The sequence below is a fragment of the Marinobacter nanhaiticus D15-8W genome (genome assembly GCF_036511935.1).
In the GTDB taxonomy this organism is placed as follows: domain Bacteria; phylum Pseudomonadota; class Gammaproteobacteria; order Pseudomonadales; family Oleiphilaceae; genus Marinobacter_A; species Marinobacter_A nanhaiticus.
Map to the genome: position 1 here is coordinate 863,051 of NZ_AP028878.1, position 22,322 is coordinate 885,372.

25 protein-coding genes and 1 tRNA gene are annotated in these 22,322 nt (G+C 59.1%); 19 read left to right on the forward strand and 7 right to left on the reverse strand.

The window, feature by feature from the left end; translation table 11 throughout:
• Positions 1-7 precede the first annotated feature (7 nt).
• The 16 genes from RE428_RS03870 to RE428_RS03945 are packed head-to-tail and all read left to right on the forward strand — an operon-like array spanning position 8 to position 11,688.
• Positions 8-472, forward strand: coding sequence for a phage protein (locus tag RE428_RS03870; RefSeq protein ID WP_004578887.1), 465 nt, complete (start codon positions 8-10; stop codon positions 470-472).
• A gap of 10 nt (positions 473-482) precedes the next feature.
• Complete coding sequence (locus RE428_RS03875; RefSeq protein WP_004578886.1) at positions 483-887, forward strand: D-Ala-D-Ala carboxypeptidase family metallohydrolase; 405 nt, start codon at positions 483-485, stop codon at positions 885-887.
• A gap of 1 nt (position 888) precedes the next feature.
• Positions 889-1,383, forward strand: coding sequence for a hypothetical protein (locus RE428_RS03880; protein WP_004578885.1), 495 nt, complete (start codon positions 889-891; stop codon positions 1,381-1,383).
• The gene (locus RE428_RS03885; protein WP_004578884.1) at positions 1,376-1,699 is read left to right on the forward strand and encodes a hypothetical protein; all 324 of its coding nucleotides are present in this window, start codon (positions 1,376-1,378) and stop codon (positions 1,697-1,699) included. The genes RE428_RS03880 and RE428_RS03885 overlap by 8 nt, the downstream gene beginning before the upstream one ends.
• 28 nt (positions 1,700-1,727) lie before the next feature.
• A complete protein-coding gene (locus tag RE428_RS03890; protein WP_004578883.1) occupies positions 1,728-1,997 on the forward strand; it encodes a putative phage tail assembly chaperone in 270 nt (89 codons plus the stop codon).
• 41 nt (positions 1,998-2,038) lie between these two features.
• Entirely contained in the window at positions 2,039-2,185 is a 147-nt protein-coding gene (locus tag RE428_RS03895; RefSeq protein ID WP_406564730.1) for a DUF6890 family protein, read from the forward strand.
• A gap of 14 nt (positions 2,186-2,199) precedes the next feature.
• Positions 2,200-2,955: a DNA-methyltransferase gene (locus RE428_RS03900; RefSeq protein ID WP_004578881.1), complete on the forward strand. Its 756-nt coding sequence runs from the start codon at positions 2,200-2,202 to the stop codon at positions 2,953-2,955.
• A gap of 15 nt (positions 2,956-2,970) precedes the next feature.
• Complete coding sequence (locus tag RE428_RS03905) at positions 2,971-4,797, forward strand: phage tail tape measure protein (RefSeq protein ID WP_004578880.1); 1,827 nt, start codon at positions 2,971-2,973, stop codon at positions 4,795-4,797.
• Positions 4,798-5,172 carry a DUF2590 family protein gene (locus tag RE428_RS03910; RefSeq protein ID WP_004578879.1) on the forward strand — a complete coding sequence of 125 codons (375 nt, stop codon included), beginning with the start codon at positions 4,798-4,800 and terminating at the stop codon, positions 5,170-5,172.
• Positions 5,169-6,374 (forward strand): baseplate J/gp47 family protein, encoded by a 1,206-nt coding sequence (locus RE428_RS03915; RefSeq protein WP_004578878.1) that lies wholly within the window; start codon positions 5,169-5,171, stop codon positions 6,372-6,374. The genes RE428_RS03910 and RE428_RS03915 overlap by 4 nt, the downstream gene beginning before the upstream one ends.
• 4 nt (positions 6,375-6,378) lie before the next feature.
• Entirely contained in the window at positions 6,379-6,927 is a 549-nt protein-coding gene (locus tag RE428_RS03920) for a phage tail protein (RefSeq protein ID WP_004578877.1), read from the forward strand.
• A gap of 17 nt (positions 6,928-6,944) precedes the next feature.
• Positions 6,945-8,345, forward strand: coding sequence for a phage tail-collar fiber domain-containing protein (locus tag RE428_RS03925; RefSeq protein WP_004578876.1), 1,401 nt, complete (start codon positions 6,945-6,947; stop codon positions 8,343-8,345).
• 17 nt (positions 8,346-8,362) lie between these two features.
• A complete protein-coding gene (locus RE428_RS03930; protein ID WP_004578875.1) occupies positions 8,363-9,286 on the forward strand; it encodes a hypothetical protein in 924 nt (307 codons plus the stop codon).
• On the forward strand, positions 9,283-9,855 hold the full coding sequence (locus tag RE428_RS03935; RefSeq protein ID WP_004578874.1) for a baseplate complex protein: 573 nt from the start codon (positions 9,283-9,285) through the stop codon (positions 9,853-9,855). The genes RE428_RS03930 and RE428_RS03935 overlap by 4 nt, the downstream gene beginning before the upstream one ends.
• Positions 9,842-10,579 (forward strand): hypothetical protein, encoded by a 738-nt coding sequence (locus RE428_RS03940; protein ID WP_004578873.1) that lies wholly within the window; start codon positions 9,842-9,844, stop codon positions 10,577-10,579. Before RE428_RS03935 ends, RE428_RS03940 begins: the two co-directional genes overlap by 14 nt.
• Positions 10,576-11,688, forward strand: coding sequence for a hypothetical protein (locus RE428_RS03945; protein WP_004578872.1), 1,113 nt, complete (start codon positions 10,576-10,578; stop codon positions 11,686-11,688). Before RE428_RS03940 ends, RE428_RS03945 begins: the two co-directional genes overlap by 4 nt.
• Positions 11,689-11,767: 79 nt before the next feature.
• On the opposite strand, the gene RE428_RS03950 is transcribed toward RE428_RS03945, so the two are convergent.
• From RE428_RS03950 to rpsU, 5 genes are all read right to left on the reverse strand, one after another.
• Positions 11,768-12,448, reverse strand: coding sequence for a hypothetical protein (locus tag RE428_RS03950; protein WP_004578871.1), 681 nt, complete (start codon positions 12,446-12,448; stop codon positions 11,768-11,770).
• 524 nt (positions 12,449-12,972) lie between these two features.
• Positions 12,973-13,049 (reverse strand) — tRNA-Ile (locus tag RE428_RS03955).
• 62 nt (positions 13,050-13,111) lie between these two features.
• The gene (rpoD, locus tag RE428_RS03960) at positions 13,112-14,971 is read right to left on the reverse strand and encodes an RNA polymerase sigma factor RpoD (RefSeq protein WP_004578870.1); all 1,860 of its coding nucleotides are present in this window, start codon (positions 14,969-14,971) and stop codon (positions 13,112-13,114) included.
• A gap of 170 nt (positions 14,972-15,141) precedes the next feature.
• Positions 15,142-16,869, reverse strand: a complete 1,728-nt coding sequence (gene dnaG / locus RE428_RS03965; RefSeq protein WP_004578869.1) for a DNA primase — start codon at positions 16,867-16,869, stop codon at positions 15,142-15,144.
• 249 nt (positions 16,870-17,118) lie between these two features.
• Positions 17,119-17,334: a 30S ribosomal protein S21 gene (gene rpsU, locus RE428_RS03970; RefSeq protein ID WP_004578868.1), complete on the reverse strand. Its 216-nt coding sequence runs from the start codon at positions 17,332-17,334 to the stop codon at positions 17,119-17,121.
• A gap of 362 nt (positions 17,335-17,696) precedes the next feature.
• Between rpsU and tsaD the strand changes: the two genes are divergently transcribed.
• The gene (tsaD, locus tag RE428_RS03975; RefSeq protein ID WP_004578867.1) at positions 17,697-18,752 is read left to right on the forward strand and encodes a tRNA (adenosine(37)-N6)-threonylcarbamoyltransferase complex transferase subunit TsaD; all 1,056 of its coding nucleotides are present in this window, start codon (positions 17,697-17,699) and stop codon (positions 18,750-18,752) included.
• A 10-nt stretch (positions 18,753-18,762) separates the two neighbouring features.
• Here tsaD and plsY read toward each other — a convergent pair whose 3' ends face one another.
• Positions 18,763-19,347 carry a glycerol-3-phosphate 1-O-acyltransferase PlsY gene (gene plsY / locus RE428_RS03980; protein WP_004578866.1) on the reverse strand — a complete coding sequence of 195 codons (585 nt, stop codon included), beginning with the start codon at positions 19,345-19,347 and terminating at the stop codon, positions 18,763-18,765.
• 219 nt (positions 19,348-19,566) lie between these two features.
• On the opposite strand from plsY, the gene folB reads away from it, so the two are divergent.
• Positions 19,567-19,920, forward strand: coding sequence for a dihydroneopterin aldolase (folB, locus tag RE428_RS03985; RefSeq protein ID WP_004578864.1), 354 nt, complete (start codon positions 19,567-19,569; stop codon positions 19,918-19,920).
• A complete protein-coding gene (gene folK / locus RE428_RS03990; RefSeq protein WP_004578863.1) occupies positions 19,921-20,445 on the forward strand; it encodes a 2-amino-4-hydroxy-6-hydroxymethyldihydropteridine diphosphokinase in 525 nt (174 codons plus the stop codon).
• A 192-nt stretch (positions 20,446-20,637) separates the two neighbouring features.
• Here the strand turns inward: folK and pgi are convergent, their stop codons facing one another.
• The gene (gene pgi, locus RE428_RS03995; RefSeq protein ID WP_004578862.1) at positions 20,638-22,296 is read right to left on the reverse strand and encodes a glucose-6-phosphate isomerase; all 1,659 of its coding nucleotides are present in this window, start codon (positions 22,294-22,296) and stop codon (positions 20,638-20,640) included.
• Positions 22,297-22,322: the final 26 nt, after the last annotated feature.

The window sequence follows — 22,322 nt, forward strand, 5'->3', positions numbered from 1 at the left end:
ACGAGCGATGAGCAAACAGCGCATTAACGGCAAGAGCTTTGACTTTTCCCTGGGGGATCTGGCGGTGCATGCCAACAAATTCACCCTGGATATTACCGACAACACGGCCGTGGCAAAGACGCGCGGCGTACCGGATGGGTACACCGCCGGCGACGTGGAAGCGTCCGGCGAAATCGAGGTGGACCGCGCAAACCTGAAACTGATCACCGAAGCCGCCCGCAAGGCGGGCAGCTTCCGCAGCCTGGAGCCGTTCGACGTTACCGGCTATGCCCAGGCCGGTGATGACGAACTGAAGGTGGAGGCATTCGGCTGCAAGTTGACGATCAGCAGCCTGCTGGACGTGGACCCGAGCAGCGCAGACAAGTCGGTATTCAAGCTGCCGTTCATGGTGACAAGCCCGGACTTTGTGCGCATCGATGGCGTGTCTTATCTCGCCGCCGAGGAAATCGAATCACTGAGCGAGTCCAGCTAAGGGGTAGGTCATGGCGAAGACTGACTGGAAGAACTTTCAGGACACCGAGCTGCAGTGCCATTGCGGCGAGTGCGGGCCGGAAACCTGGCGAAAGATAGATCCGGACTTTATGGACAGTGTGCAGGTCCTGCGCGAGCGGCTGGGTTTCCCCTTGCCGATATCCAGCGCCTACCGCTGCCCCAATCACCCGGACGAGCGGAAGAAAAGCAAACCGGGTAGTCATTCCCGTGGCCTGGCTATTGATCTGCAGGTGAGCGGTGACAAGGCGCTCCGGGTTCTGGCGGCTGTCATGAGCATGGGTTTTGCCGCCGGCGTCGGGATTGCCCAGAACGGGCCGCATGCTTCCCGGTTCATTCATCTGGATGCGGACAAGCCAAGCAGCGGCGCCCCCCGTCCATGGCTCTGGAGTTACTGACATGGGTGTGCTGAGCAAACTGGGCGATCTGGTCACTGGCGGCCTGGCGAAAGAGGCGATTGAGGCGATCAAGGACTATTTCCCGCCGGACATGACGCCCCAGCAGCAAGCCGACATGGAACTGGCCCTGCAGAAGGTCGAGCAACGGCGACGCGATTCGGCCGCGCAGGCTGCAGCAGACGCCGAAGAACGCTTTAACCAACGCATTAAGGCTTTGGAGGGTACCGCTTCTGATCTGAGGACGATTCCGCTGCTGGGCCCCATCGTTCTATTCCTGCGGGGGTGCCAGCGGCCGTTGTGGGGCTTCGCAACGCTCTGGCTGGACTGGTGCTGGTTCAGTGCTTGGACACTCACCGATAAGCAGCAGAGCGCCCTGATTGTGATCAACGTGCTGGTGCTGGGTTTTCTATTCGGCGAACGAACCGTGAAGAACTTGCAGCCCCTGATCGTGCAGGTGTTCGGCGGGAGTCGGGCAAAAGGAGCGGGCGATGGCTGACGCCGAACCACAGCGGCCGCTGACCGATGAGGAGCTGCTGTCTATGCGAAACGAATTCCGGGCCCTGGTTGACCGCTTCGACAAGCACGAAGCCGAGGAAAAACAGAAGTACGACAAGCTGCTGACGATGCAATCGGAGAGCGCGGCAGCGATCAACCGTCTGGCCGACGCCACCCACGAAGTGGTGGAAGCCTGGAAGGCGGCCCAGGGGGCTCTGAAGGTCGGGGCCTTACTGGGGCGATTCATGAAATGGCTGACCAGTTTGGCGGTGATCGGCGGTGCCGTGACCTGGGCTGTTCAGCACGTCACGAAGTAACGACCAACGAAGCAACAAGGGGTGAACCATGGCCGAGAAAAGCGGCAAGAAAATCGAACTGGAAGTCGGCGACGCAAGCCTGGCGTTTCGGGTGTCCCTGGAGGATTACCACAACTACCAGAACGCCTTTATGCCCGACAACAAGGTGGCGCCGAGCGCCAATTTCCTGAAACGCACGGTGGAGTCTGGAAGCAAAGACACGCTGCAGGACTATTTGGAACAGGGACTGACCGTCGAGCTGGCCAGCGCCGTGGCGTCTGAATTCAAACCGGATTTGGAGATCCGGGTAAAAAAATAAATGCCGGTATAAGCCGGCTGCACGACGACACCGTGGGCCAGTTGTTGGCCCTGGTTCACAAGCATTTTCCGGGGCGTGATCCGGACCCGGCCGCGATGATCGAGGCGGCCTGGCTGGAGCAGGACCACTGGAAGCGAATGGAAGTAGCGATCGCCAATGGGATAGCCCGGGCGGTTAACGGTAAGTGAAGAGAGGAAATTTGATGGTCCGGAAAGTAGTCATCGGTAATGCGACGCTCTACTGCGGTGAAGCGCTGGAAATCCTACGACAGCTCGAGGCTGAGAGTGTGGATGCAGTTGTGACGGATCCGCCGTACAGCTCCGGTGGACAGTATCGTGGCGATCGGGCCGCAGGAAGTTGCAGCGCTAAATACCAGCAGACTGGAACCAAGAAGCAATACCCGGAGTTTCTCGGTGAAAACAGGGATCAGCGCAGCTTTGCCATGTGGTCGACGCTTTGGCTGACGGCAGCCGTAGAGCTATGTCGATCCGGGGCCCCCGTCTGCACGTTTACTGACTGGCGACAGCTTCCGGTCACCACCGATTACATGCAGGCCGCCGGCCTGGTTTGGCGCGGGGTTTTGCCTTGGGATAAAACCCCAGCCGTCAGGCCCGTCGCTGGTCGTTTCCGAGCTCAAGCGGAATACGTGGTATGGGGGAGCAAGGGGCCGATGCCACTCGACCGACCGGTGAAGTGTCTGCCTGGGGCATACAGCATCCGGCTGGATCCCCGGGAAAAACAGCATATGACCGCGAAACCGGTGGAGTTGATGAAAAGTATCAATGCCATCTGTGAGCCTGGCGGGGTGATTCTGGACCCCTTTATGGGGTCAGGTACCACGGGGGTGGCGGCGGTTGAAGAAGGCTTCCGGTTTATAGGTATCGAACGCAGTCCCGAATACTTCGAGATCGCTTGTGAGCGCATCGCATCCGCACAGAGCCAGGCGAAGGCTGCGTAGATTCAGAGGTAACCGATGAGTGCCGCACTGGAAAAACTGTTCTTCTCAGTTGGGATGCGCGATCAAGTCAGCGGCCCGCTTGGAAAAATAGACAAATCGCTGATGAGTGTTCGGCGCTCGGCTTCCGCTGGTTTTCAGGAAATCGCCGGCGGGGCAGTCGGTCTGGCCGGAACCGGTCTGGCGATTAAAAGCATGATCCAGCCGGCGATGGAGATGGAACGGGCCATCGGTGAAGTGCGGAGCCTGGGCGTGGCCGACGCCGAGCTCCAGAAGCTGACTGATACCGCGCTGCAGTTTTCTATCCAGTACGGCAAATCCGCCAAGGACTTCGTGCGCAGCTCCTACGATATCCAATCTGCGATCGCCGGACTTAATAACGGTGAGCTGGCGACCTTTACCGAATCTTCCAACCTTTTGGCGGCAGCGACCAAGGCCGATGCCGGCACGATCACGTCCTACATGGGGACCATGTACGGGATCTTTTCGCGCCAGGCTGACGCGATGGGGCGTAGCGAGTGGGTGCAGCAGCTTACCGGCCAAACAGCCGCGGCTGTCCAGATGTTCAAAACGGACGGCCAGAACATGAGCGCAGCATTCACTAGTCTGGGCGCGAACGCCCGGGCCGCCGGCGTGGATCTATCCGAGCAGATGGCCATTCTGGGAACGCTGCAAGCCACCATGAGCGGATCCGAGGCGGGGACGAAATACAAAGCCTTCCTGGCAGGCGTCGGTAATGCCCAGAAAAAACTGGGGCTGTCCTTCACAGACAGCGAAGGCCGGTTGCTGCCCATGATTCAGATTCTGGAAGAGCTGCAAGGCAAGTTCGGCGACACCCTCAACGTGGCCGAATCCGACGCGCTTAAGTCAGCCTTTGGATCCGATGAGGCTGTGAGCATGGTCAAGCTATTGCTTAAGGACACCGGGCGCCTGGCTGGAAGCATCAACGATCTGGGCAAAGTGACCGGCATGGATAAGGCGCGACAGATGGCCAGTGCCATGGTCGATCCCTACCAGCAATTCAGCGCGGCCGTTGATGCGATCCGCGTCAGCTTTGGCCAGGTGCTGCTACCGGTGATCAACCCGGTTCTGGAGTCGCTGGCAGAAGGCGGTGCCACGCTGACCCGATGGACACAGCTTTTCCCGAACCTGACCCGCTGGGTAGGACTTGGGGCGATAGGTGTTCTGGGACTGGGCGCGGCCGTTTCCGCCTTTGCCTTGCTGACGGGCCTAGCCACGCTGGCGACAGCCGGCTGGACAGGTGCTCTGTTGGCTGCCCGTGGCGTGATGTGGATGGTGAACGCCGGACTCGTAGTGATGCGTGTCATGGCGATCGCCGGCCTGGTAACCGCACTTGTGGGAGCCGTGGGAGTGATGGGCGCAGTCCGGGGCGCAATGCTGCTATGGCAAGGGGCGATCTGGCTGGTCAATGCGGCGATGTGGGCGAATCCCCTGACTTGGATAGTGGCCGGGATCATCGCCCTGATTGGGGCCGTTGCGGCAATGATTTACTGGTGGAACGACCTCAAAGCCGCGTTTATGGATTCTGCCTGGGGCCAGGCGCTCATGGCCGTGATTGACGGCATTGTCGGCTGGTTCAAGGAGCTTGGCAGCATCTTCGACTGGGTGATTGAAAAACTGGAAACGATCCCCGGCATCGATTTCGGCGATAGCACAGTGCCCGCCCTCGAGCAGGGCCGGCAACTGAATGTGCCAGCCGGTGGCGTAGCCGCCCAGGCGGGAGGCGGGAACCGTTCGGCCAATTACGGCGATGTGTATATCAACAGCAGCCAGCCAATGGGACCGGCCGAGCTGGAAGAGTGGTCAATGATGGAGGCCGGATAAATGAGCCTGCAGGCGCCAGAAGGCGCGAAGTACATCGACCTGCTGATCAGGGGCGACGACCTGGCGCTGGATCCGGCCGGGGTGCCGGAACTGGTCTGGGATCGGGATAGCATCGCCCAGGACATCAAGCACGCAATCCGCGAGAGCGGGTACCTCGTCGAGATGGTGGCCGAGCGGTCACGCGATCGCCGGCGGCTGCTGATGCAGAAGATCCGACTTCTGTTGGAAGACGATCTGCGCATTGTACCGGGCACGGTCGAGATTGAGCCGTTGTTGCCCGGCTTCCCCAAGGACGAGGGTCGCTGGGGACTGGTGGCGCAAACCCGTGAATTCGGTGCTGTGGATCTGGACTTATCGCAACTGGTGACGACATGACGGAACTGAATCTGGACAACCTGAACCGCCAGGAGAAGGAGTTTAAAGCAGCTCTGGATCAAGCAGGGGTACCAACGAGTGCGGCGGCACTGGAGTCGCAGTTTCAGACTATCGCGGACAATGAGGGCGTGCCGTTTTCCAATGATTCGGCGTATTCGCCGTTCTGGCGGATGACGCGGGCCCTGGTAACCAAGCCTGTCCTTTGGTTACTGGCCTATCTGGTTCGGCACCTGATGCCGCAGACGTTCGTCAAGCTGGCGACCGGATCCATGCTGGAGCTGCTGGCCTGGACGTTCGATATTGAGCGCAAGCCGGCGGCAAAGCTGACGGGCACGCTCACGTTTACCCGCGCATCCAGCAGTGGGGCGCTGATGGTAGCGAAGGGCACTTGGGTGCGCACGGTGGCGATCAATGGCACTACCTACCGCGTGCGGGTCACCGCAGACTCCAGTTTTGCAGATGGCGAAACGACGCTGCAGGCACCGGTCGAGGCGGAACTGGCCGGGAGCGCCTACAACCTGGCCGGCGGATACTTCACGGTTCTGGAAGAACCGATAGATGGCGTTACGTCTGTCACCAACGCCAGCGACTGGATCACGACGCCCGGAGCCGAGGAGGAAAGCGACGACGCCATGCGGCTGCGTGTTCGCAACCAGTTCAGCGCGGTAAACCAATACCACACGGATGCCGTTTACCGCTCCATGATCGCAGAGCAGATCGGGATCGATCCTGATCGGATCTATTTTGACCATTCAGCCCCGCGCGGTCCCGGATCGGCCGACGCCTATGTGCTTTTCGATACAGGGACACCTTCGCAGTCTTATCTGGATCCGGTGAACACCTATATCACCGATGAGGGCAACCACGGGCATGGGGACGACCTGCAGGTGAAAGCCATGCCCGAGCAGGTCGAGGATGTGGCCGGGACATTTATCTATCCCAGTACGCTGACGGCCGCAGAGCTCACGCTGCTGCAGGCTGATGTTGAACAGTTCATCCGGGCCGCATTCCGCGAAAACAGCGATTACAGCCCGTCGCGGACTTGGCCGTTCAATCGATTCAGCTTTTCGAAACTGTCCCAGGAGTTGCATGCCCAGTTTGCGGTCCTCGTTTCGATTAGCTGGGGGCAGCCCGACATTGTGACGGAACTGGCGGTGGCCCGGCTGGGGACGCTGGCCCTTACGTGGACGATGGAGGCGTAAGGGCATGAGCAGCAACGAATCACCTATACGGCCGCGCCTGGCGCTGACTTTTTGGCAGGCGTTGGGCGGTATGCAGGCACTGCGGCGCGCAGCCGATCGTTGGTGGGATTTGGTGCAGACGTGGCTGGAATGGCCGATGCAGCAGCTTGATGCGGACACCGCGCCGCTGGCAATCCTCAACCTGCTGGCCTGGGAGCGGGACATAACGCGATTCACCGGTGAACCAGACTGGCTCTACCGCAAGCGCGTGAAATACGCCTATCTCAACAGTGCCGATGCCGGCAGCGTGGCGGGCTTCAAACGAATACTGCAGCGGCTGGGTGTGGGATATGTCGAGATCGAGGAACGGCGCCTCGATCGGGACTGGGACATTATCGTGCTGCGATTGACGGACAGCCAGCTGGGTGAGAACCCCGAGCTGCTGGACATTATCCGGCAAATGTACGGGCGAACCTGCAGGCGATACGAGTTTGAAGTGGTAACGCCGGTGTCTGTGGGCGCTGCCGCGCCTGAATTCTCAAACGTCTGGGATTACGCCCGGGCAGAGCTGTAACGAGGAAAGGAACGATCATGAGCGCTTTTACAAAGGCCGGCCGGGATCTGATAGCCCAGAAGCAGGGCGCGCGGGAGGTGCTGACTCTCGACCGCTTTGTTCTGGCCAATATCGAGGGCCTGGATTACACCCAGCCGGTGAATCCCGACGAGGTACTGCCCGACGCCGGCGACATCGTTTGGCAGGGCGCAGTAAGCGCGCAGGGCTATGTGGACCCCGAACAGGTGGTATACAGCCTGTTGCTGGGCACGAACGTGGGCGACTTCTCGTTTAACTGGGTTGGTCTGTTAGCAGACGATGACACGCTGGTGGCGGTCTCCTATGTTCCGCCACAGCAGAAATCTGCAACCAGCGGAACAGCGACGGGCAACAACCTGACTCGCAATTTCCTGTTGGCGTTCACCGATGCCCAGGCGACCACCAACATCACGGTGCAGGCGGAGACCTGGCAAATCGACTTCAACGCCCGGGTGGACGGTATCGACGAGCGCGAGCGGATGGCGAACCTGGCCATCTATGGCCGTCAGCGCTTCATGAATGACGGTTTTAAGGTGCTCGAGGAGGCCGGCAGCTATTCGATCAGTGCCGGGGAAGGATTTGTGGCCGGGCTTCATGTTTCCCTTGAGCAAGCCCTGACACTAGACGATCCCGGTGTGCTGCCGAAGGACATTTGGCTGGACGTGAGTTTGGCCGGTGACCTGACTGGGAAAACGATCAGGATAGTGCCGGCGTTTTTTACCGCTGCCCAGAGTGACTATGTGGATGGCGTGGGGACCCCTCACTTTCTGGTCAAAATTGCGAAGATCGAGACCAACGGGACCGCCACTGACCTGCGCCAAGCGGTCGACGTCACGACTGCGCTGATCGATGAGTTTTTGCGTCAGCCGCCTGCCGAATTTGAACCTGGCGACATCATCATGCACTACGGCGATATCTCGAAAATTCGTCCGGGATGGGCTTTGTGTGACGGTACAAACGGCACGCCGGATTTGACGGATCGCTTTGTGGTTGGGGCCGGCAAGGCATACGAAGTTGGCGCTGTCGGAGGTAGTGCAGACGCGGTGGTCGTAAGCCACTCGCATGGCGCCTCAGCAAGCACAGGGGGCTATCACGGGCACTCAGCGAGTACGAGCAGTGCCGGCAGTCACAGACACCTGTCGGGAAAGGCTGAAGCGAACGACTTCGCAAGCGCCTATGGCGGTGTGTCAGGATCCTCGAGGCATCGCCGAGAAGGGCTTACCGGTAGCAACGCGTCAACGTACCACTACACATCGACAGCAGGCGGCCATAGCCACAGTGTGTCTGTGAGCGGCAATGGTAGCCACTCGCACTCAATCTCGGTCCAATCTGCAGGTGAAGACGGCAAAGGTAAGAATTTACCCCCGTACTACGCACTCGCTTTCATCATGAAACTGTAGCGACAAAGGAGGCAGGCGTGACGTGGTATTCACTTGATCTTACAGAACCTGCAACCGCTGGTGCGGCGTCAGATGCCGCCGATCCAAGCCTGGAGGCTATACCGGGAGCGATCGAGACCTCGACAGCGTCACTGGCTGCTATTTCGTCTCGCAGCAAGTGGAAGCCCGGCGATCTGGCTTCGGGAGCCGGCGGCATCGTTGAGCAACGTGCAGCGCTTTCTGACCTGCTGGCCAGTGGTGGGCAGGTCGTCACCATCCACCCCTGGACTCAAGGGGCCGGCGACACTGGGAACGGGGTTAGAAGCGAACCCGCGCGCGGGTGGTTGAGCCCGGCCCAGGCAGTTCAGGCTCTGGTAGACAAGCTCAAGGACAAACTGGATCCAGCAAAGGATGAATCCGAAGAATTGTTGCTGATCATGGTCAGCGGCAGCGACTACGGAAGCTGGGCCCGTTCGTTGGCGGCGTTCAATTCAGTTTTGCCTTTGGGTGATCTTTCTTTGTGCCAGCGTCGCGCCGAGCAGTTGGCCACCCTGGAAGCTGACAAGCGGCAGCGCATCGCGGCATCACATAACCCACGATGGCGGCGCCTGAACGGACAACAGCATGGGACGGGCGCGGCTATTCGGACGCAGCTTGGTGCGCTGTTGGCAAGGGTTGAAACACTGTCCAGCGATACGGATCCGCTAATGGACCTGCAGGCGTTTCTGGACAACCGGACGGCAATGCTCACGGAAAGGCAGCGGGCATGGGATGACTTGCGCGGAACATTGGGCCCGACGACACAGCAGCTTTACGTTGCGGCCGGTGGAAGTCCGGAGGGACTGGCGGCACAACTGCAGCAATCCTCGCCACCGAATCCCGGCGCCCCGCTTTGCGCTTTGGTGGCCGTGACGGGCCCGGCTGGTTGTCTGAGTTACTTCAAAGAGGTTGTAGGCCAATGATTCTTTCTAACGGAGATACGGAATATCTGGTACCCGGCAAGGATCTTTCGGTATCACTGGCTATGCCATTGGCCCGGAAGGATATCAGCGGTCAGACCAGCAGCACCGACACCGTTACGGCTGGGAATAAGGCCAAAAAGTTAAGCGTTGCTCTGACGTTAACCTTTGCTGAGGGCAACGCGCTGCGCCGGCTTTCCTCTGTAGCGGAAGCGATCGACGACAGCGGTGACCCGCTGACGTACACCATTGCCGACGACCTGGCCGAGGCAATGAATATCCGCCAGGTGCGCTTTGCTGAATCGCTGCGGGTGGATCCCCAAACCGGAAAAAGAGCGTGGACGGTTCGATTTACCCTGGCTGAACACCTGAGCGTCGCGGAGAAGCGAGAGCAACGCGCGGAAGAGCCCACGCCAAATGCGAGGGAGACGGCCGGCGAGAATGTCAGCGCCAGTAATACCAGCGCGGCCGTGCCCAACGGGGTGCAGATGACAGGGTTTGAGCAGTTCCTTAGCAGCGTCGACAAGGCGTTGCCGCAGGCGCCTGGAGGTAATGGCAATGCGTCTGCATAAACGGTTGGCGATCGGCGGCGATCGCTATCCGCTGGTAAGCGATCAACTGACCCTGGAGCTTTCAACGCCAGGGCGGGCCGTTTTCACCATTCAGGCGACCGGCCCGGTTTCGGGGCTGGTGCAGCTTTGCGTCGGGTATGACGCGAAAACGATCCCGGTCTACATGTTGGGTTATGTCGAGCAGTGCCAGGCACTGGACGCAAAGCAGCGGCGCGTGGTGGTTCGTGAGTTGCCGGCAACGCTGAACCGGCGCGTGCCGCTGTCTCTCAGGCACTGCCGCGCGTCTGAGGTGCTGCGGGCTGTCACTGATCAGACTGGTCTGGCGTTTTCAATGGGTGAGGGCGCCTGGAGTGAAGTGATGCTACCGCGCTTTGCTCATCGAGGCGGCGGCTATATGGCCTTGGACAACCTGGGCCAGGCTCTGGAGATCCCCCGCTTTATTTGGCAGCAACAGCCTGACGGCCGCGTGTATTTTGGTAGCTGGGATTCGTCGCCCTTTGGCGGATCCACGGTTCCGGTACCGATCGCGCGGCTGACCCGGCAAAGCGCCGCCAATGGGGCAACGCTGCCCGTGGTACCGGCTTTGCGGCCAGGTGTGCGGATAAGCATCGCCGGCGGGCAACCCGTGTACATCACGCGGGTGGAAATCATGGGTGTGGACATGCGGATTCGCTGGAGCCTGAACCCTTGGGATAATCGTTTGAAAAAGGAGGTGGCGGCGTGATCGAGACTGTGCGGCGCCTGGTGTCCCGAATGTTTCCTGAGCTGGTGGCTGGCTATCACCTACCGGTTTTCGCGGTTGTTGAGGGCATCGCCGATTCACCCGTTGAAGGCGGTCTGGCCGATCCCTACCGGCCGCGCTGGGCGGTGGACCTGCAGCTATTGGATGAGAATGGCCGCCCTGATACCGATCAGCCCCTGCTGGAATCGGTACCGGTCACGGTGCCCGGAGTAGGGCACGAGCGGGGCCAGTTCGCGCTACCACAGCCGGGCACCGTTGTTGAGGTTGCCTGGGCATACGGCCGGGCTGATCAACCATTCGTGCGTTCTGTGCTTCCTTTTCGGCAAAGCCTGCCGGCCTGCGACCGATACGAGCAGGTTTGGCAGCAGCGCGATGGTGTGGCCCAAAAGGTAGATAACGAGGGCGATTGGACCCGAACCACAAACGCGAGCATTACGGATGCCAGCGAAGTCCATTTGACCCAGACGCTGGAGAAGATCGACCAGCTACAGAACGAAGTGCGCGAAATCCTCGAGCATTCAGTGGAACACATCGGCGGCATCAAGCAGACCGAGGCCGGGACCATCAAGATGATGGCGGAATCCACGGTACACGCAGGATCCGGGGGAAGCCTGAACATGACGGCTGCAGGGGACCAAAACCACATCGCCGGCGGATCCTTGAATCAGATCACCGGAAAAGACTTGGTGCAGGACATCGGACAGAACGTTAGCCGTACCGTGGCCGGTTCGGTTTCGGATACTGTCTCGCTCGACTATTCGCAGACAGTGGCGGGTACGGCCTCGATCACGGTCAAGGCGGATATGACGATGATGAGCCAGGGTAATGCCCAGATGGGTAGTGCGGGTACAACCACTGTTTCGGCTGCTGGGCCATTGGTGCTGCAGGGGGCTAATGTTTGGATAGGTTCGCCTGCTGTCAATTTGCTGGCTGTAATTGGCGCATTCATGCAGTCGACTAGTGATGCTCTGACTGTTTTATCAACGCATACTCATCCAAGCGTTGGGACTATAAACGAAGGAAGCAGTATTGCTTCATGCGCAGCAGCGATTAACAGTAATAAAACTACAGTTGATGGATTGCAGAAGTAACCTTTTGCACAATATTTTCGACAGTATGCTTGCGCGGCATGTCCGCCCTGTCGACTCCTATTTGCGCTTGAGGCCAACGCTATTTTGGAGCACTTAGTTGGCTACCATAGTATTTTTTATATCTGTAATTTCTCGGGTCTTTAAAGCACTCCGGCAAACCCTCTGGGAACGGCTCTCCTCCCAAGTAAACGAGAATTTTCGATAAATAAGCAGTAACTCTGAGCCAGGCATTTCTAAATGAGTCTATGAGCTCTTCCTCAAACCCTTCAATGTGCCATTCTCGGATCAATGCTAGTACTTGAATTTCGTCTGGCGCTAACGCCTGCAACACTATGGGGTTGTCTTTTGACATGTCGATAAATCTTCTTATAGCCATGTCGCTGTCTTCGAATGGATCCACATGGAACCCAAACTGCATTTTAACAGTGTATCCTCGGATCGAAGCGACAAACGCCTTGCTTTTTGGCTTTAACATCGATTTATGAACGATGTGGCGACGATGCCGAATTATCTGAGAGAAAAGGTGGTCAGCTAGCTCCAGTTCTCTTCTGATGGGCTTGTGCCAAGTGGAGAATCCATCGTGGTTTTGTAATGCCATAGCGACCATGTCAGGGATTTCTCTCAGGGATCGTATAAACGCATTCATTGAATAACGCATAGCGTCTGCATTGTGGTAGTGGACTTCAATTTGATGCAGATACCAATGGCTTTCGTCCCACCGGTCTAACGCAGCTTCAATTTTTTTGTGACTACAGCCCATTCAATCCACCTGGCGAATACGACCTTTCCCGGCACTAGCGGCCTTCAATAAATAAGCTGACTGATAACGTTTTACGCCTTGATACGGTTCAGCTTCCGAGTATATACGCCCACTGGCGTTCACTAATGGGTCAAATTTTAACAACTCGTAGCTGAGCATTCTCGTTGTAGAAGACGGAAACTGGTTCAAAAAATAGTATTGGTCAGAAAAACCACTCCTCCACACCACACCTGTGGCGTTCTGGGTCCAATTTAGTGCGATTTCTGTGTGAGTGCAGCGGGATGCTTAGGTGTTGGCGTTATGCCGTGTCAGAGGCTTCTGAGGGCTTTGCACGAAGTGCGAAAAACTGAAGGGCAGGGCAATACTGGAATCGGAGGTTTGGGACTCATCTCAAGCGTGGCGCGGGTTGCCCGCTTGGGGTGGGTGTCACAATCCCCTGTGACACCTCAGTGACACAAATGGGCTGTGACACCCGTCTTTAGGCTGGGTGGCACTTTTGTGACACTTAGCTAAGTCATTGAAAATGGTGGGCCTTGCTGGACTTGAACCAGCGACCAATCGATTATGAGTCGACTGCTCTAACCAACTGAGCTAAAGGCCCAAGGGAAAGTAAAAAGCGGGCGCCATTATACCCATCAGGGTAGGCGCCCGCTACCGGCTTTATCAGGAGTTGTGGTCGTCGATAAAGCCGCGGAGGTGGTCTGAGCGTGAAGGATGACGCAGCTTGCGCAGGGCCTTGGCTTCGATCTGACGAATACGCTCGCGGGTGACGTCGAACTGCTTGCCGACTTCTTCCAGCGTGTGGTCTGTGTTCATCTCGATGCCGAAGCGCATACGCAGCACCTTGGACTCCCGCGCGGTCAGGCCGGCCAGGACGGAGCGCGTCGCTTCGCGCAGGCCTTCGGCAGTGGCAGAATCCACTGGCGAGAGCGCCTGGATGTCCTCGATGAAGTCGCCCAGATGCGAGTCTTCGTCGTCGCCAATCGGTGTTTCCATGGAGATCGGCTCTTTCGCGATCTTCAGCACCTTGCGAATCTTGTCTTCCGGCATCTCCATGCGCTCGCCCAGCTCTTCCGGCGTCGGCTCGCGGCCCATTTCCTGCAGCATCTGGCGGGAAATCCGGTTGAGCTTGTTGATGGTCTCGATCATATGAACCGGGATACGTATAGTCCGTGCCTGGTCCGCGATCGAGCGGGTGATCGCCTGACGAATCCACCATGTCGCGTAAGTCGAGAACTTATAACCGCGGCGGTATTCGAACTTGTCCACCGCCTTCATCAGACCGATGTTGCCCTCCTGGATCAGGTCCAGGAACTGCAGGCCGCGGTTGGTGTACTTCTTGGCGATGGAGATGACCAGGCGCAGGTTGGCCTCAACCATCTCTTTCTTGGCGCGACGGGCCTTGGCTTCGCCGATGGAGACGCGGCGATTGATTTCCTTGATCTCGGCAACGGTCAGGTCGACATCGGTCTGTATGTTGAGGATGCGCTTTTGCATGCGCACGACTTCGTCCAGACGCTCGGCTACCTTCTCGCCGTAGGCCTTTTTGTTGCCGGCCAGCTTCGGCGCCCAATCGAGATTGGTCTCGTTACCCGGGAAAGATTTGATGAAATCCTTTCGCGGCATGCCAGACTCACGCACGCAGATCGTCATGATCGCGCGCTCGTTCTCGCGAACGGCCTCGTTGGTGGAGCGGATCACGTTAACCAGCTCGTCGAACGCCTTGTTGGCCAGCTTGAACGGTGCGAAAACCTGCCCCAGATCGTTCAGTGCATCTTGAGTGCGCTGGTCGTCACGGCCATGCTTCTCGAGAGCCTTGTTGGCGATTTCAAGCTTTTCTTTCAGCAGCTCGAAACGCAGTCGGGTCTCTTCCGGATCCGGGCCGTTATCGGTGTCTTCATCGGAGTTGTTGTCGTCGTCATCGTCATCCGAATCGGAGTCGTCGTCAGAGTCGTTGCTGCTGCTCGACGTTGACGAAGTGTCTTCCGGCATGAACGGTTCGGCGTCGTCCGGATCGAGAAAGCCGGTAACGATGTCACTCAGGCGACCTTCGTTCTCGACGATGCGCTCATAAGCCTGGATGACGGTGCCGGTAGTGCCGGGGAAGTGGGCAATTGCGGCCATCACGTCGCGGATACCTTCCTCGATGCGCTTGGCGATAACGATTTCGCCTTCGCGGGTGAGGAGCTCGACAGTGCCCATTTCGCGCATGTACATGCGCACCGGGTCAGTGGTACGGCCGGCGTCTGTTTCCACGGCGGCGAGGGCTGCGGCAGCTTCGGCGGCGGCGGCCTCGTCGGCGGTGGCGTCGCCATCGGTCATGAGCAGGGTATCGGCGTCGGGCGCTTCTTCAGCGACCTGGATGCCCATATCGTTAATCATCCGGATGATGTCTTCCACCTGATCCGGATCCGCTATATCCTCAGGCAAGTGGTCGTTGACTTCGGCGTAGGTCAGGTACCCTTGTTCTTTGCCTCGGGCGATGAGGTCTTTCAAACGTGACTTCTGCGAATTGCCTGACATAGACACCCTATGGACTCGCTTTTAAAAAGATGAAAAGATAAACAGCTATTATAGCTGTCGCTCAATTGCTCTGCCACAAACTGTAGGTTGTGGCGTGCTGTCCCTGTTTCAAGAGAACCCTCCGTAAGTAACCTCCGCAATGCCTTTGGATCAGGCATTCCGAGGAAGGTTCATCCTTCACCTCGCTGTAGGCGAATAAGCTCCTGCAGTTCCTCTGCGGTTGATTGGCCTGTAGCCATACGCTTCATGAGCGCTGTAATTGTCTGCTGGCGAACTCCTTCCTGGTTCGGCGTCAGCAGTTCCCTGGCGGAAGCCAGGATATTTTCCCGTTCCGGGACGTGTTCAATGCCATCGAACAGATGGAAAAACCGGGCGCGCGCCCGGCTGTCAAAGGCTAATGCCTCAATCACTTCGCCATGTCGCTTCAGGCCGGATTCGCGAACCCAGTTGGCCAACGATGCCGCCTGACGAAGGCTGCGGTCACGACGGGCGGCTTCCAGCACTTCCTCGGCCAGTTCCGGCGCTTCGATGACTGCCAGGCTCAGGCTGCTGTCCTTGCTAAGCCGCACTTCGACGGGTTCTTCGCTGATCCGTTCCGACCCCTTGAAGCGCCTGAAATCCTTGCCGCCTTCGCGCTTACCTTGCCATTCCCGGCGCCCGCACAGGCGGAGCATTTCGTGCCACATGGCATCTCGCAGGGTGCTGCGCGGCATCCGGTTGAGCATTGGCTCGGTCCGGGCCCGTAATTCGCCGCGGTGCTCGGGCAGGTTCAGGTCCAGGCCCTCGCTCTGGCGATCGAACAGGAAGCGCGATAACGGCGCCGCGCCTTCGATGCGCTTGCGGAAGGCGTCAGGGCCTTCCTTGCGGACCAGCGTGTCCGGATCTTCGCCTTGCGGCAGCATCAGGAACTGCAGATGCAGGCCATCGGCCATCAGTTCCAGTGCATTCTCCATGGCCCGGTCCGCTGCGCGGAAGCCGGCATTGTCGCCGTCAAAGCAGAAGACGACGTGTCGCACGTGGCGCAGCAGTGCCTGCAGGCTGTCCTGGTTGGTCGCCGTGCCCAGGGTGGCCACCGCTTCGTGGATGCCGTGCTGGGCCAGGGCGATTACGTCCATGTAGCCTTCGACCACCAGCAGGCGGTCGAGGCGTCTCAGCGCCCGCTGTGCCTCGAACAGACCGTAGATCTCGCGGCTCTTGTGGAACACATCGGACTCAGGCGAATTAATGTACTTTGCCTTGTCGTCACCCAGCGTGCGGCCGCCGAAGGCGATCGTCTTGCCGCGGGTATTACGGATCGGGAACATGATCCGGTTGCGGAACAGGTCCCGTGGGCGACCATATTTGTCTGAAACCGTGCCGGTTTCGATCAACGGCTTTTGCAGGCTATTGTCGGCCGCCTGATGAAGGGCCTGGCCGTCACCTGGTGCGTAACCGATCTGGTACTGCTCGATCGTCGCTGCATCGAGTCCCCGTTGACGCAGGTAGTCGCGGGCCAGTGCTGCGCCCGGCTGCTGCAGCGCGTCCTGGTAGAAGCCGTTGGCAAACTCCAGAGCGTCTGTCAGTGTACGGGCCTGCTGCATTTCCTGCCGGGCAGCCTGGTCATAAGGCACTTCGAGTCCGGCGCGGCGCGCCAGTTCCTCCACCGCTTCGGTGAATCCCAGGTTGTCGAATTCGCGGACAAAGCTGATGGCGTCGCCGTGGGCGCCGCAGCCGAAACAATGGTAAAAGCCCTTGTCGGGACGGACGTTGAATGAAGGTGTCTTTTCGTCGTGGAACGGGCAGCGTGCCTTGTAGTTCCCACCGGCCTTCTTCAGTGTGATCCGGCTTCCGATCAGCTCTGCCAGGTCGACCCGGTCAAGGAGCTCTTCGATAAAGCGTTGGGGGATCAGACCGCTCATGGCATCTCCGGCATTGAACTACAAGTCGGGCCAGCCGGCCCGGCTACTAGAGATTAGACCAAATGCGCCAGGTCGCCGGGTTGCCGGATGAGCTAGGTCAACACGTAAAGACACTGGTGCGAAAAGGGCATCCACAAGCCAAAAAATGCCGCCGAAGCCAGGCCTCGGCGGCATTGGATGCTCGCATCCCGCTCAAGAACCGCAGTTCAGCGGCGGGACGAAATAGCTGCAGTCAGAGCAGGCTGTAACTCAGTACAGACGCTCGAACTTGCGCTGTTCCCGCTGAAGCTTCTTGAGATGGCGCTTGACGGCAGCTGCAGCTTTGCGCTTACGAACAGCAGTCGGCTTCTCGTAGTGCTCGCGACGACGCACTTCAGACAGAATGCCGGCCTTTTCGCAAGACCGCTTGAAGCGACGCAGCGCTACGTCGAATGGCTCATTCTCTTTCACTTTGACAGCTGGCATTCGAAAATCACCTACCTTTGAATCGTTCGGATTAAGTATTCAGTTCCTCTCGCGGGCGTGCCGCCCAACGCTTGGCGCTGATGCGTTTGTTCCCACGCGGATCACTGCGAAATTGTCTAAAACTCGACCAGCGCAGATTTAAGGGCGGCAATGATAGCGTCTTATCTGGCTGGTTGTAAAGCGCTCAATTCCTCGTGACCAGAGGTGGTGGTCGTTGTCACCTTTTCAAGTCTGCAGTATCGGGCGATAAGGATTTCTCCTGCCGTCTCCATTCGCCTGGCATGTTAAAATCCGGGGTCTTGTATGAATCGAGAATCGGGTCCGGGTCGCCCGGCTAACCTCCCAAAGACGGTGAAACGACTATGCTGGTGCTTGGCATTGAAACCTCCTGCGACGAAACCGGCGTTGCCCTCTATGACAGTGAGCGCGGCCTGCTAGCCCACGCGCTGTTCAGTCAGATCGACATGCATGCCGACTACGGCGGTGTGGTGCCGGAACTGGCTTCCCGCGACCACGTGCGCAAGCTGCTACCCCTATGCGACGAGGTGCTGGCAGAGGCCGGGTGTTCGCGCCAGGACCTCGATGCCGTTGCCTATACCGCTGGCCCCGGCCTGATCGGTGCGCTGATGGTGGGCGGTTCTGTAGCGCATGCACTGGCGCTGGCGCTGGATATTCCGGTACTGGGGGTGCATCACATGGAAGGCCATCTGCTGGCACCGATGCTGGAAGATCAGCCGCCAGCATTTCCCTTTGTTGCGCTGCTGGTCTCCGGTGGCCACACACAACTGGTGCGGGTCGATGGTATCGGCCAGTATGCGTTGCTGGGCGAGTCGGTGGATGATGCTGCCGGTGAAGCTTTCGACAAGACCGCCAAGATGCTCGGGCTGGATTATCCAGGTGGGCCGCGTGTTGCCAAGCTTGCCGAACAGGGGCGGGAGGGGTGCTATACCTTCCCCCGTCCCATGACCGATCGGCCGGGGCTTGATTTCAGTTTTAGTGGTCTTAAGACCTACACCCTCAATACCATCAACGATGCTAAGGCGGCGGGCGCATTGGATGATCAGGTCAGGGCAGACATTGCGCTGGCCTTCGAAACTGCGGTGGTGGAAACGCTGACGATCAAGTGTCGGCGGGCGTTGGAAGCATCCGGCTGCAAACGGCTGGTGGTGGCGGGCGGCGTCAGCGCCAATAAGCGCCTGCGCCACGGTTTGGAAACAATGGTAAAGCGTCTTAGAGCGGAAGTTTTCTACGCCCGGCCGGAATTCTGCACCGATAATGGCGCGATGATCGCCTATGCAGGCTGTCAGCGATTGATGGCGGGCCAGCGTGACGGGGACCGGATCATTGCCGTGCCCCGTTGGCCGATGGATACCTTGCCGCCGCTGGAAGCGCAGTGTGTGGATGGTTTGAAGCTCTGACCTTCAGCGGTTATAGCCGATGCTCTCGGCGTTGGGCCAGACGGATCAGGTTGTCACGGTGACGCACCAGGATCAGCAGGGTCAGCAGGCCAAACAGCGGAAGTGCCTCGGGCTCGAGGAATACGCAGATGATCGGTCCCGCTACGGCCGCGCTGATCGAAGCCATGGACGAGATATGCCAGCGTTTCATGACCAGCGCCCAGATGGCGGCCAGCAGCAGGGTGGTCAGCGGCGCGAGTGCCAGACCGGTACCAAATGCCGTAGCGACGCCCTTGCCGCCCTGGAAGCGGGCAAACAGAGGCAGCATGTGGCCGGTGACGGCGCAGAGCGCGACAATAGCCATGGCCATGGGGCCCAGTGACAGTGTTTGGCCGATCCAAACGGCGGCGGCGCCTTTGAGGGCATCCAGAGCAAGAGTTGCAGCGGCCGGAGCCCAGCCTCCCGCGCGATAGACATTGGTGGCGCCGGGGTTGCCAGAGCCCAGGGCGCGAGGGTCGGGGAGTCCCCAGAACCGGCTGACCAGAGGCGCAAACAGGATAGAGCCCAGTAGATAGGCGACAAAGCAGGCCAGTATCGTTAGCGCAGAATCAGGCATGGGCAGAGACGCCTACCGGTGGTTTGTGCGAGAATCGCATCCCCATACGGTCAGGCAGGGGAACAATCGCTGCCTGGATGCGAAGTGGGGATACGTCCTGTGTCACGTTAAGGTGAATTGGATGCAGGCCGCAAGTTTTAAGAGTTTTCGCTGGATTTCCGGGGCCGCCCAGAACGGGTTGGCGCCCTGGATACAGGTTTAGATCGCTCGGGAGTACGTGTGACAGATACCGTCTTCATCGAAGGGCTGACTGTAGAAACCGTTATCGGTGACTATGACTGGGAACGGGACGTGCAGCAGCGCCTGGAAATCGACCTCGAGATGAAATGGAACAACCGGATGCCGGGGCTCAGCGACGATGTTGGTGATGCGCTGGACTATGCGGCGGTCAGCGATGCCGTGCGACGATGGTTCGCCGAACATCAGCCGCGCCTGCTCGAAAAGGCTGCCGAAGCCATTGCAGCCATGATCCAGAATGAATTTGAGGTCGAGTGGCTACGACTGACCCTGCGTAAGCCCGGTGCGGTTCCAGGGGCACGTAACGTCGGCGTCCGAATCGAACGAGGTATTTGAGTGTCCCACGCCGCTACGGTCTACATCAGCATCGGCAGCAACATCGAGCGCGAGCGTCACATCCTGGCAGCGCTCAATGCACTGGCAGAGCACTACGGCCATTTGGATGTCTCGTCGGTCTACGAAAGTGAAGCGGTCGGCTTCGATGGTGAGAATTTTTACAATCTGGTCGTCGGTATCCGTACCGAAGAGTCCATTGCCACGCTGTCCCGCTTCCTTAAGGCGTTGGAGGGCGAAAACGGCCGGCGCCGCGACGTACCCAAGTTTAGCGCGCGGACGCTGGACCTGGATATCCTGACGTACGATGACCGGGTTGGGGTGATCGATGGCGTGGAATTACCGCGCAGCGAGATCCTGACCAACGCCTTCGTGCTGCAGCCTTTAGCAGAAATTGCACCTGAAGAACTGCATCCCGAGGAGGGCGAGACTTATCGATCCCTCTGGCGGGCCTACGAGCGCGGCCAGAAGCTCTGGGCCGTGCCTTTCAAGTGGCAGGGGCGGCCGATTTCTCCGCGTCCTGCCTGACGCTGCCTCAACCTCTATTTTTCGCGGCTCTGAGGTTTCGGGAGTAAAACTGGGTGTATAACGTTTGCCCCAAAAAAAGCAGCCCTGCGGGCTGCTCCGAAGCTGAAGCGTCGGCTACATTTTGCGTCTAACTCGAGTATGTAGCAGAAGCTTCAGCTTCTGAGGCACCGATGGTGCCCCAGTTTCCACTCTTCAGGCGTCGTCCCGGTGCTTGCGGCGGAACAGATCGATAAGCCCATCCGTTGAGCTGTCCGTCTTCTTGCCATTACCGGATTTGAGTAGGCGGTCGAGAATGTCGGTACCTAACTGCTTGCCCAGCTCCACACCCCACTGATCGAACGAATCCACGTCCCAGATCGCGCCCTGTACGAATGTCTTATGCTCGTAGAGCGCGACCAGGGCGCCGACCGTGCGCGGCGTACTGCGCTCGAACAGGATGGTGTTGGTGGGTTTGTTACCGGGGATGACCTTGTGCGGCGCCAGGGTTTCGATGGCGTCGGCGTCCAGGCCCTGGTCGCGCAGCTCGGCCCGGGCTTCGTCCAGGCTCTTGCCGCGCATCAGGGCCTGGGTTTGGCTCAGGCAGTTGGCGAACAGGATGGCATGGTGGCTGCCCACCGGGTTGTGTGTGCGTAGCGGAATAATAAAATCCGCCGGCGACATGCGCGTGCCCTGATGCAGCAATTGGTGGTAGGCATGCTGGCCATTAGCGCCTGCGCCACCCCAGATGATCGGGCCAGTGTCATAATTGACCGGTTGACCGGCGCGGGTCACGCATTTGCCGTTACTTTCCATGTCCAGTTGCTGCAGATGAGCGGGCAGGCCGCGCAGGTAATGGTCGTAAGGCAAGATCGCGTGGGCGTCGGCGCCCCAGAAGTTGCCATACCAGATGCCCAGCAGCGCCATGATCACCGGCAGGTTCTCTTCCAGCGGTGCCTCGCGGAAATGCTGGTCCATGGCATTCGCCCCCGACAGCAGGGAGCGGAAATTCTCCATGCCGATGGTCAGCGCCGTCGGCAGGCCAATGGCGGACCAGAGGGAGTAGCGTCCGCCGACCCAGTCCCACATGGGGAAGATGTTTTCCTCGGCGATTCCGAAATCAATCGCCTCCTTCTCGTTGGCGGTCACCGCTACGAAATGCTTGGAAATGAGCGCCTCGTCCCCGCCATTGTGCAGGAACCACTCCCGGGCCACCTTGGTGTTCTCCAGGGTTTCCTGGGTGCGGAACGACTTGGACTGGATCAGGAACAGGGTGGTTTCCGGGTTGATGTGCCGTAGCACCTCGGTGATATGGCTGCCGTCTATGTTAGCTACGTAATGGCAGTTTAGCCGACCATGCCAGTACGGCTTCAGAGCCGCGGAAACCAGCTTGGGGCCAAGGAAGGAGCCGCCGATGCCGATACTGACCACGTCAGTGAATGGCTTGTTGGTAAAGCCGCGCCATTGGGTACTACGGATACGCCAGACGAACTCTTCCATGCGTCCGAGGGTGGAGCGCACTTCGGGCATGATATCCGTACCCTCGACGGTAATCGGGTCGTCGCCCAGGTTGCGCAGCGCTACATGTAAGGCCGGGCGTTTCTCGCTGGTGTTGATGTTGTCGCCGCGAAACATGGCCTGGATTTGTTCCGGTATCTCGCAGGCGCGGGCCAGGGCCATCAGGTGCGGCATGGTCTCCCGGGTCAGCAGGTTCTTGGAGTAATCCAGCGAAATGCCGGCGGCGTTTGCGAAGAAATGTTCAAAGCGCCCTGGGTCCTGTTCGAACAGGTCCCGCATATGGGTGCCGCTCAAGCTGGCCTGGTGGTCGATGAGGGCTTTCCATTCCGGCTTTTCGGTAAGTCCTGGCTGGCTCATTTCGGGGACCTCTCCCTGGCAGGTAT

Coding starts and splice junctions, on each gene's coding strand:
- RE428_RS03870 (WP_004578887.1), top strand. CDS start 8: ATGAGCAAACAGCGCATTAACGGCAAGAGCTTTGACTTTTCCCTGGGG.
- RE428_RS03875 (WP_004578886.1), top strand. CDS start 483: ATGGCGAAGACTGACTGGAAGAACTTTCAGGACACCGAGCTGCAGTGC.
- RE428_RS03880 (WP_004578885.1), top strand. CDS start 889: ATGGGTGTGCTGAGCAAACTGGGCGATCTGGTCACTGGCGGCCTGGCG.
- RE428_RS03885 (WP_004578884.1), top strand. CDS start 1,376: ATGGCTGACGCCGAACCACAGCGGCCGCTGACCGATGAGGAGCTGCTG.
- RE428_RS03890 (WP_004578883.1), top strand. CDS start 1,728: ATGGCCGAGAAAAGCGGCAAGAAAATCGAACTGGAAGTCGGCGACGCA.
- RE428_RS03900 (WP_004578881.1), top strand. CDS start 2,200: ATGGTCCGGAAAGTAGTCATCGGTAATGCGACGCTCTACTGCGGTGAA.
- RE428_RS03905 (WP_004578880.1), top strand. CDS start 2,971: ATGAGTGCCGCACTGGAAAAACTGTTCTTCTCAGTTGGGATGCGCGAT.
- RE428_RS03910 (WP_004578879.1), top strand. CDS start 4,798: ATGAGCCTGCAGGCGCCAGAAGGCGCGAAGTACATCGACCTGCTGATC.
- RE428_RS03915 (WP_004578878.1), top strand. CDS start 5,169: ATGACGGAACTGAATCTGGACAACCTGAACCGCCAGGAGAAGGAGTTT.
- RE428_RS03920 (WP_004578877.1), top strand. CDS start 6,379: ATGAGCAGCAACGAATCACCTATACGGCCGCGCCTGGCGCTGACTTTT.
- RE428_RS03925 (WP_004578876.1), top strand. CDS start 6,945: ATGAGCGCTTTTACAAAGGCCGGCCGGGATCTGATAGCCCAGAAGCAG.
- RE428_RS03935 (WP_004578874.1), top strand. CDS start 9,283: ATGATTCTTTCTAACGGAGATACGGAATATCTGGTACCCGGCAAGGAT.
- RE428_RS03940 (WP_004578873.1), top strand. CDS start 9,842: ATGCGTCTGCATAAACGGTTGGCGATCGGCGGCGATCGCTATCCGCTG.
- RE428_RS03950 (WP_004578871.1), bottom strand. CDS start 12,448: ATGGGCTGTAGTCACAAAAAAATTGAAGCTGCGTTAGACCGGTGGGAC.
- rpoD (WP_004578870.1), bottom strand. CDS start 14,971: ATGTCAGGCAATTCGCAGAAGTCACGTTTGAAAGACCTCATCGCCCGA.
- dnaG (WP_004578869.1), bottom strand. CDS start 16,869: ATGAGCGGTCTGATCCCCCAACGCTTTATCGAAGAGCTCCTTGACCGG.
- rpsU (WP_004578868.1), bottom strand. CDS start 17,334: ATGCCAGCTGTCAAAGTGAAAGAGAATGAGCCATTCGACGTAGCGCTG.
- tsaD (WP_004578867.1), top strand. CDS start 17,697: ATGCTGGTGCTTGGCATTGAAACCTCCTGCGACGAAACCGGCGTTGCC.
- plsY (WP_004578866.1), bottom strand. CDS start 19,347: ATGCCTGATTCTGCGCTAACGATACTGGCCTGCTTTGTCGCCTATCTA.
- pgi (WP_004578862.1), bottom strand. CDS start 22,296: ATGAGCCAGCCAGGACTTACCGAAAAGCCGGAATGGAAAGCCCTCATC.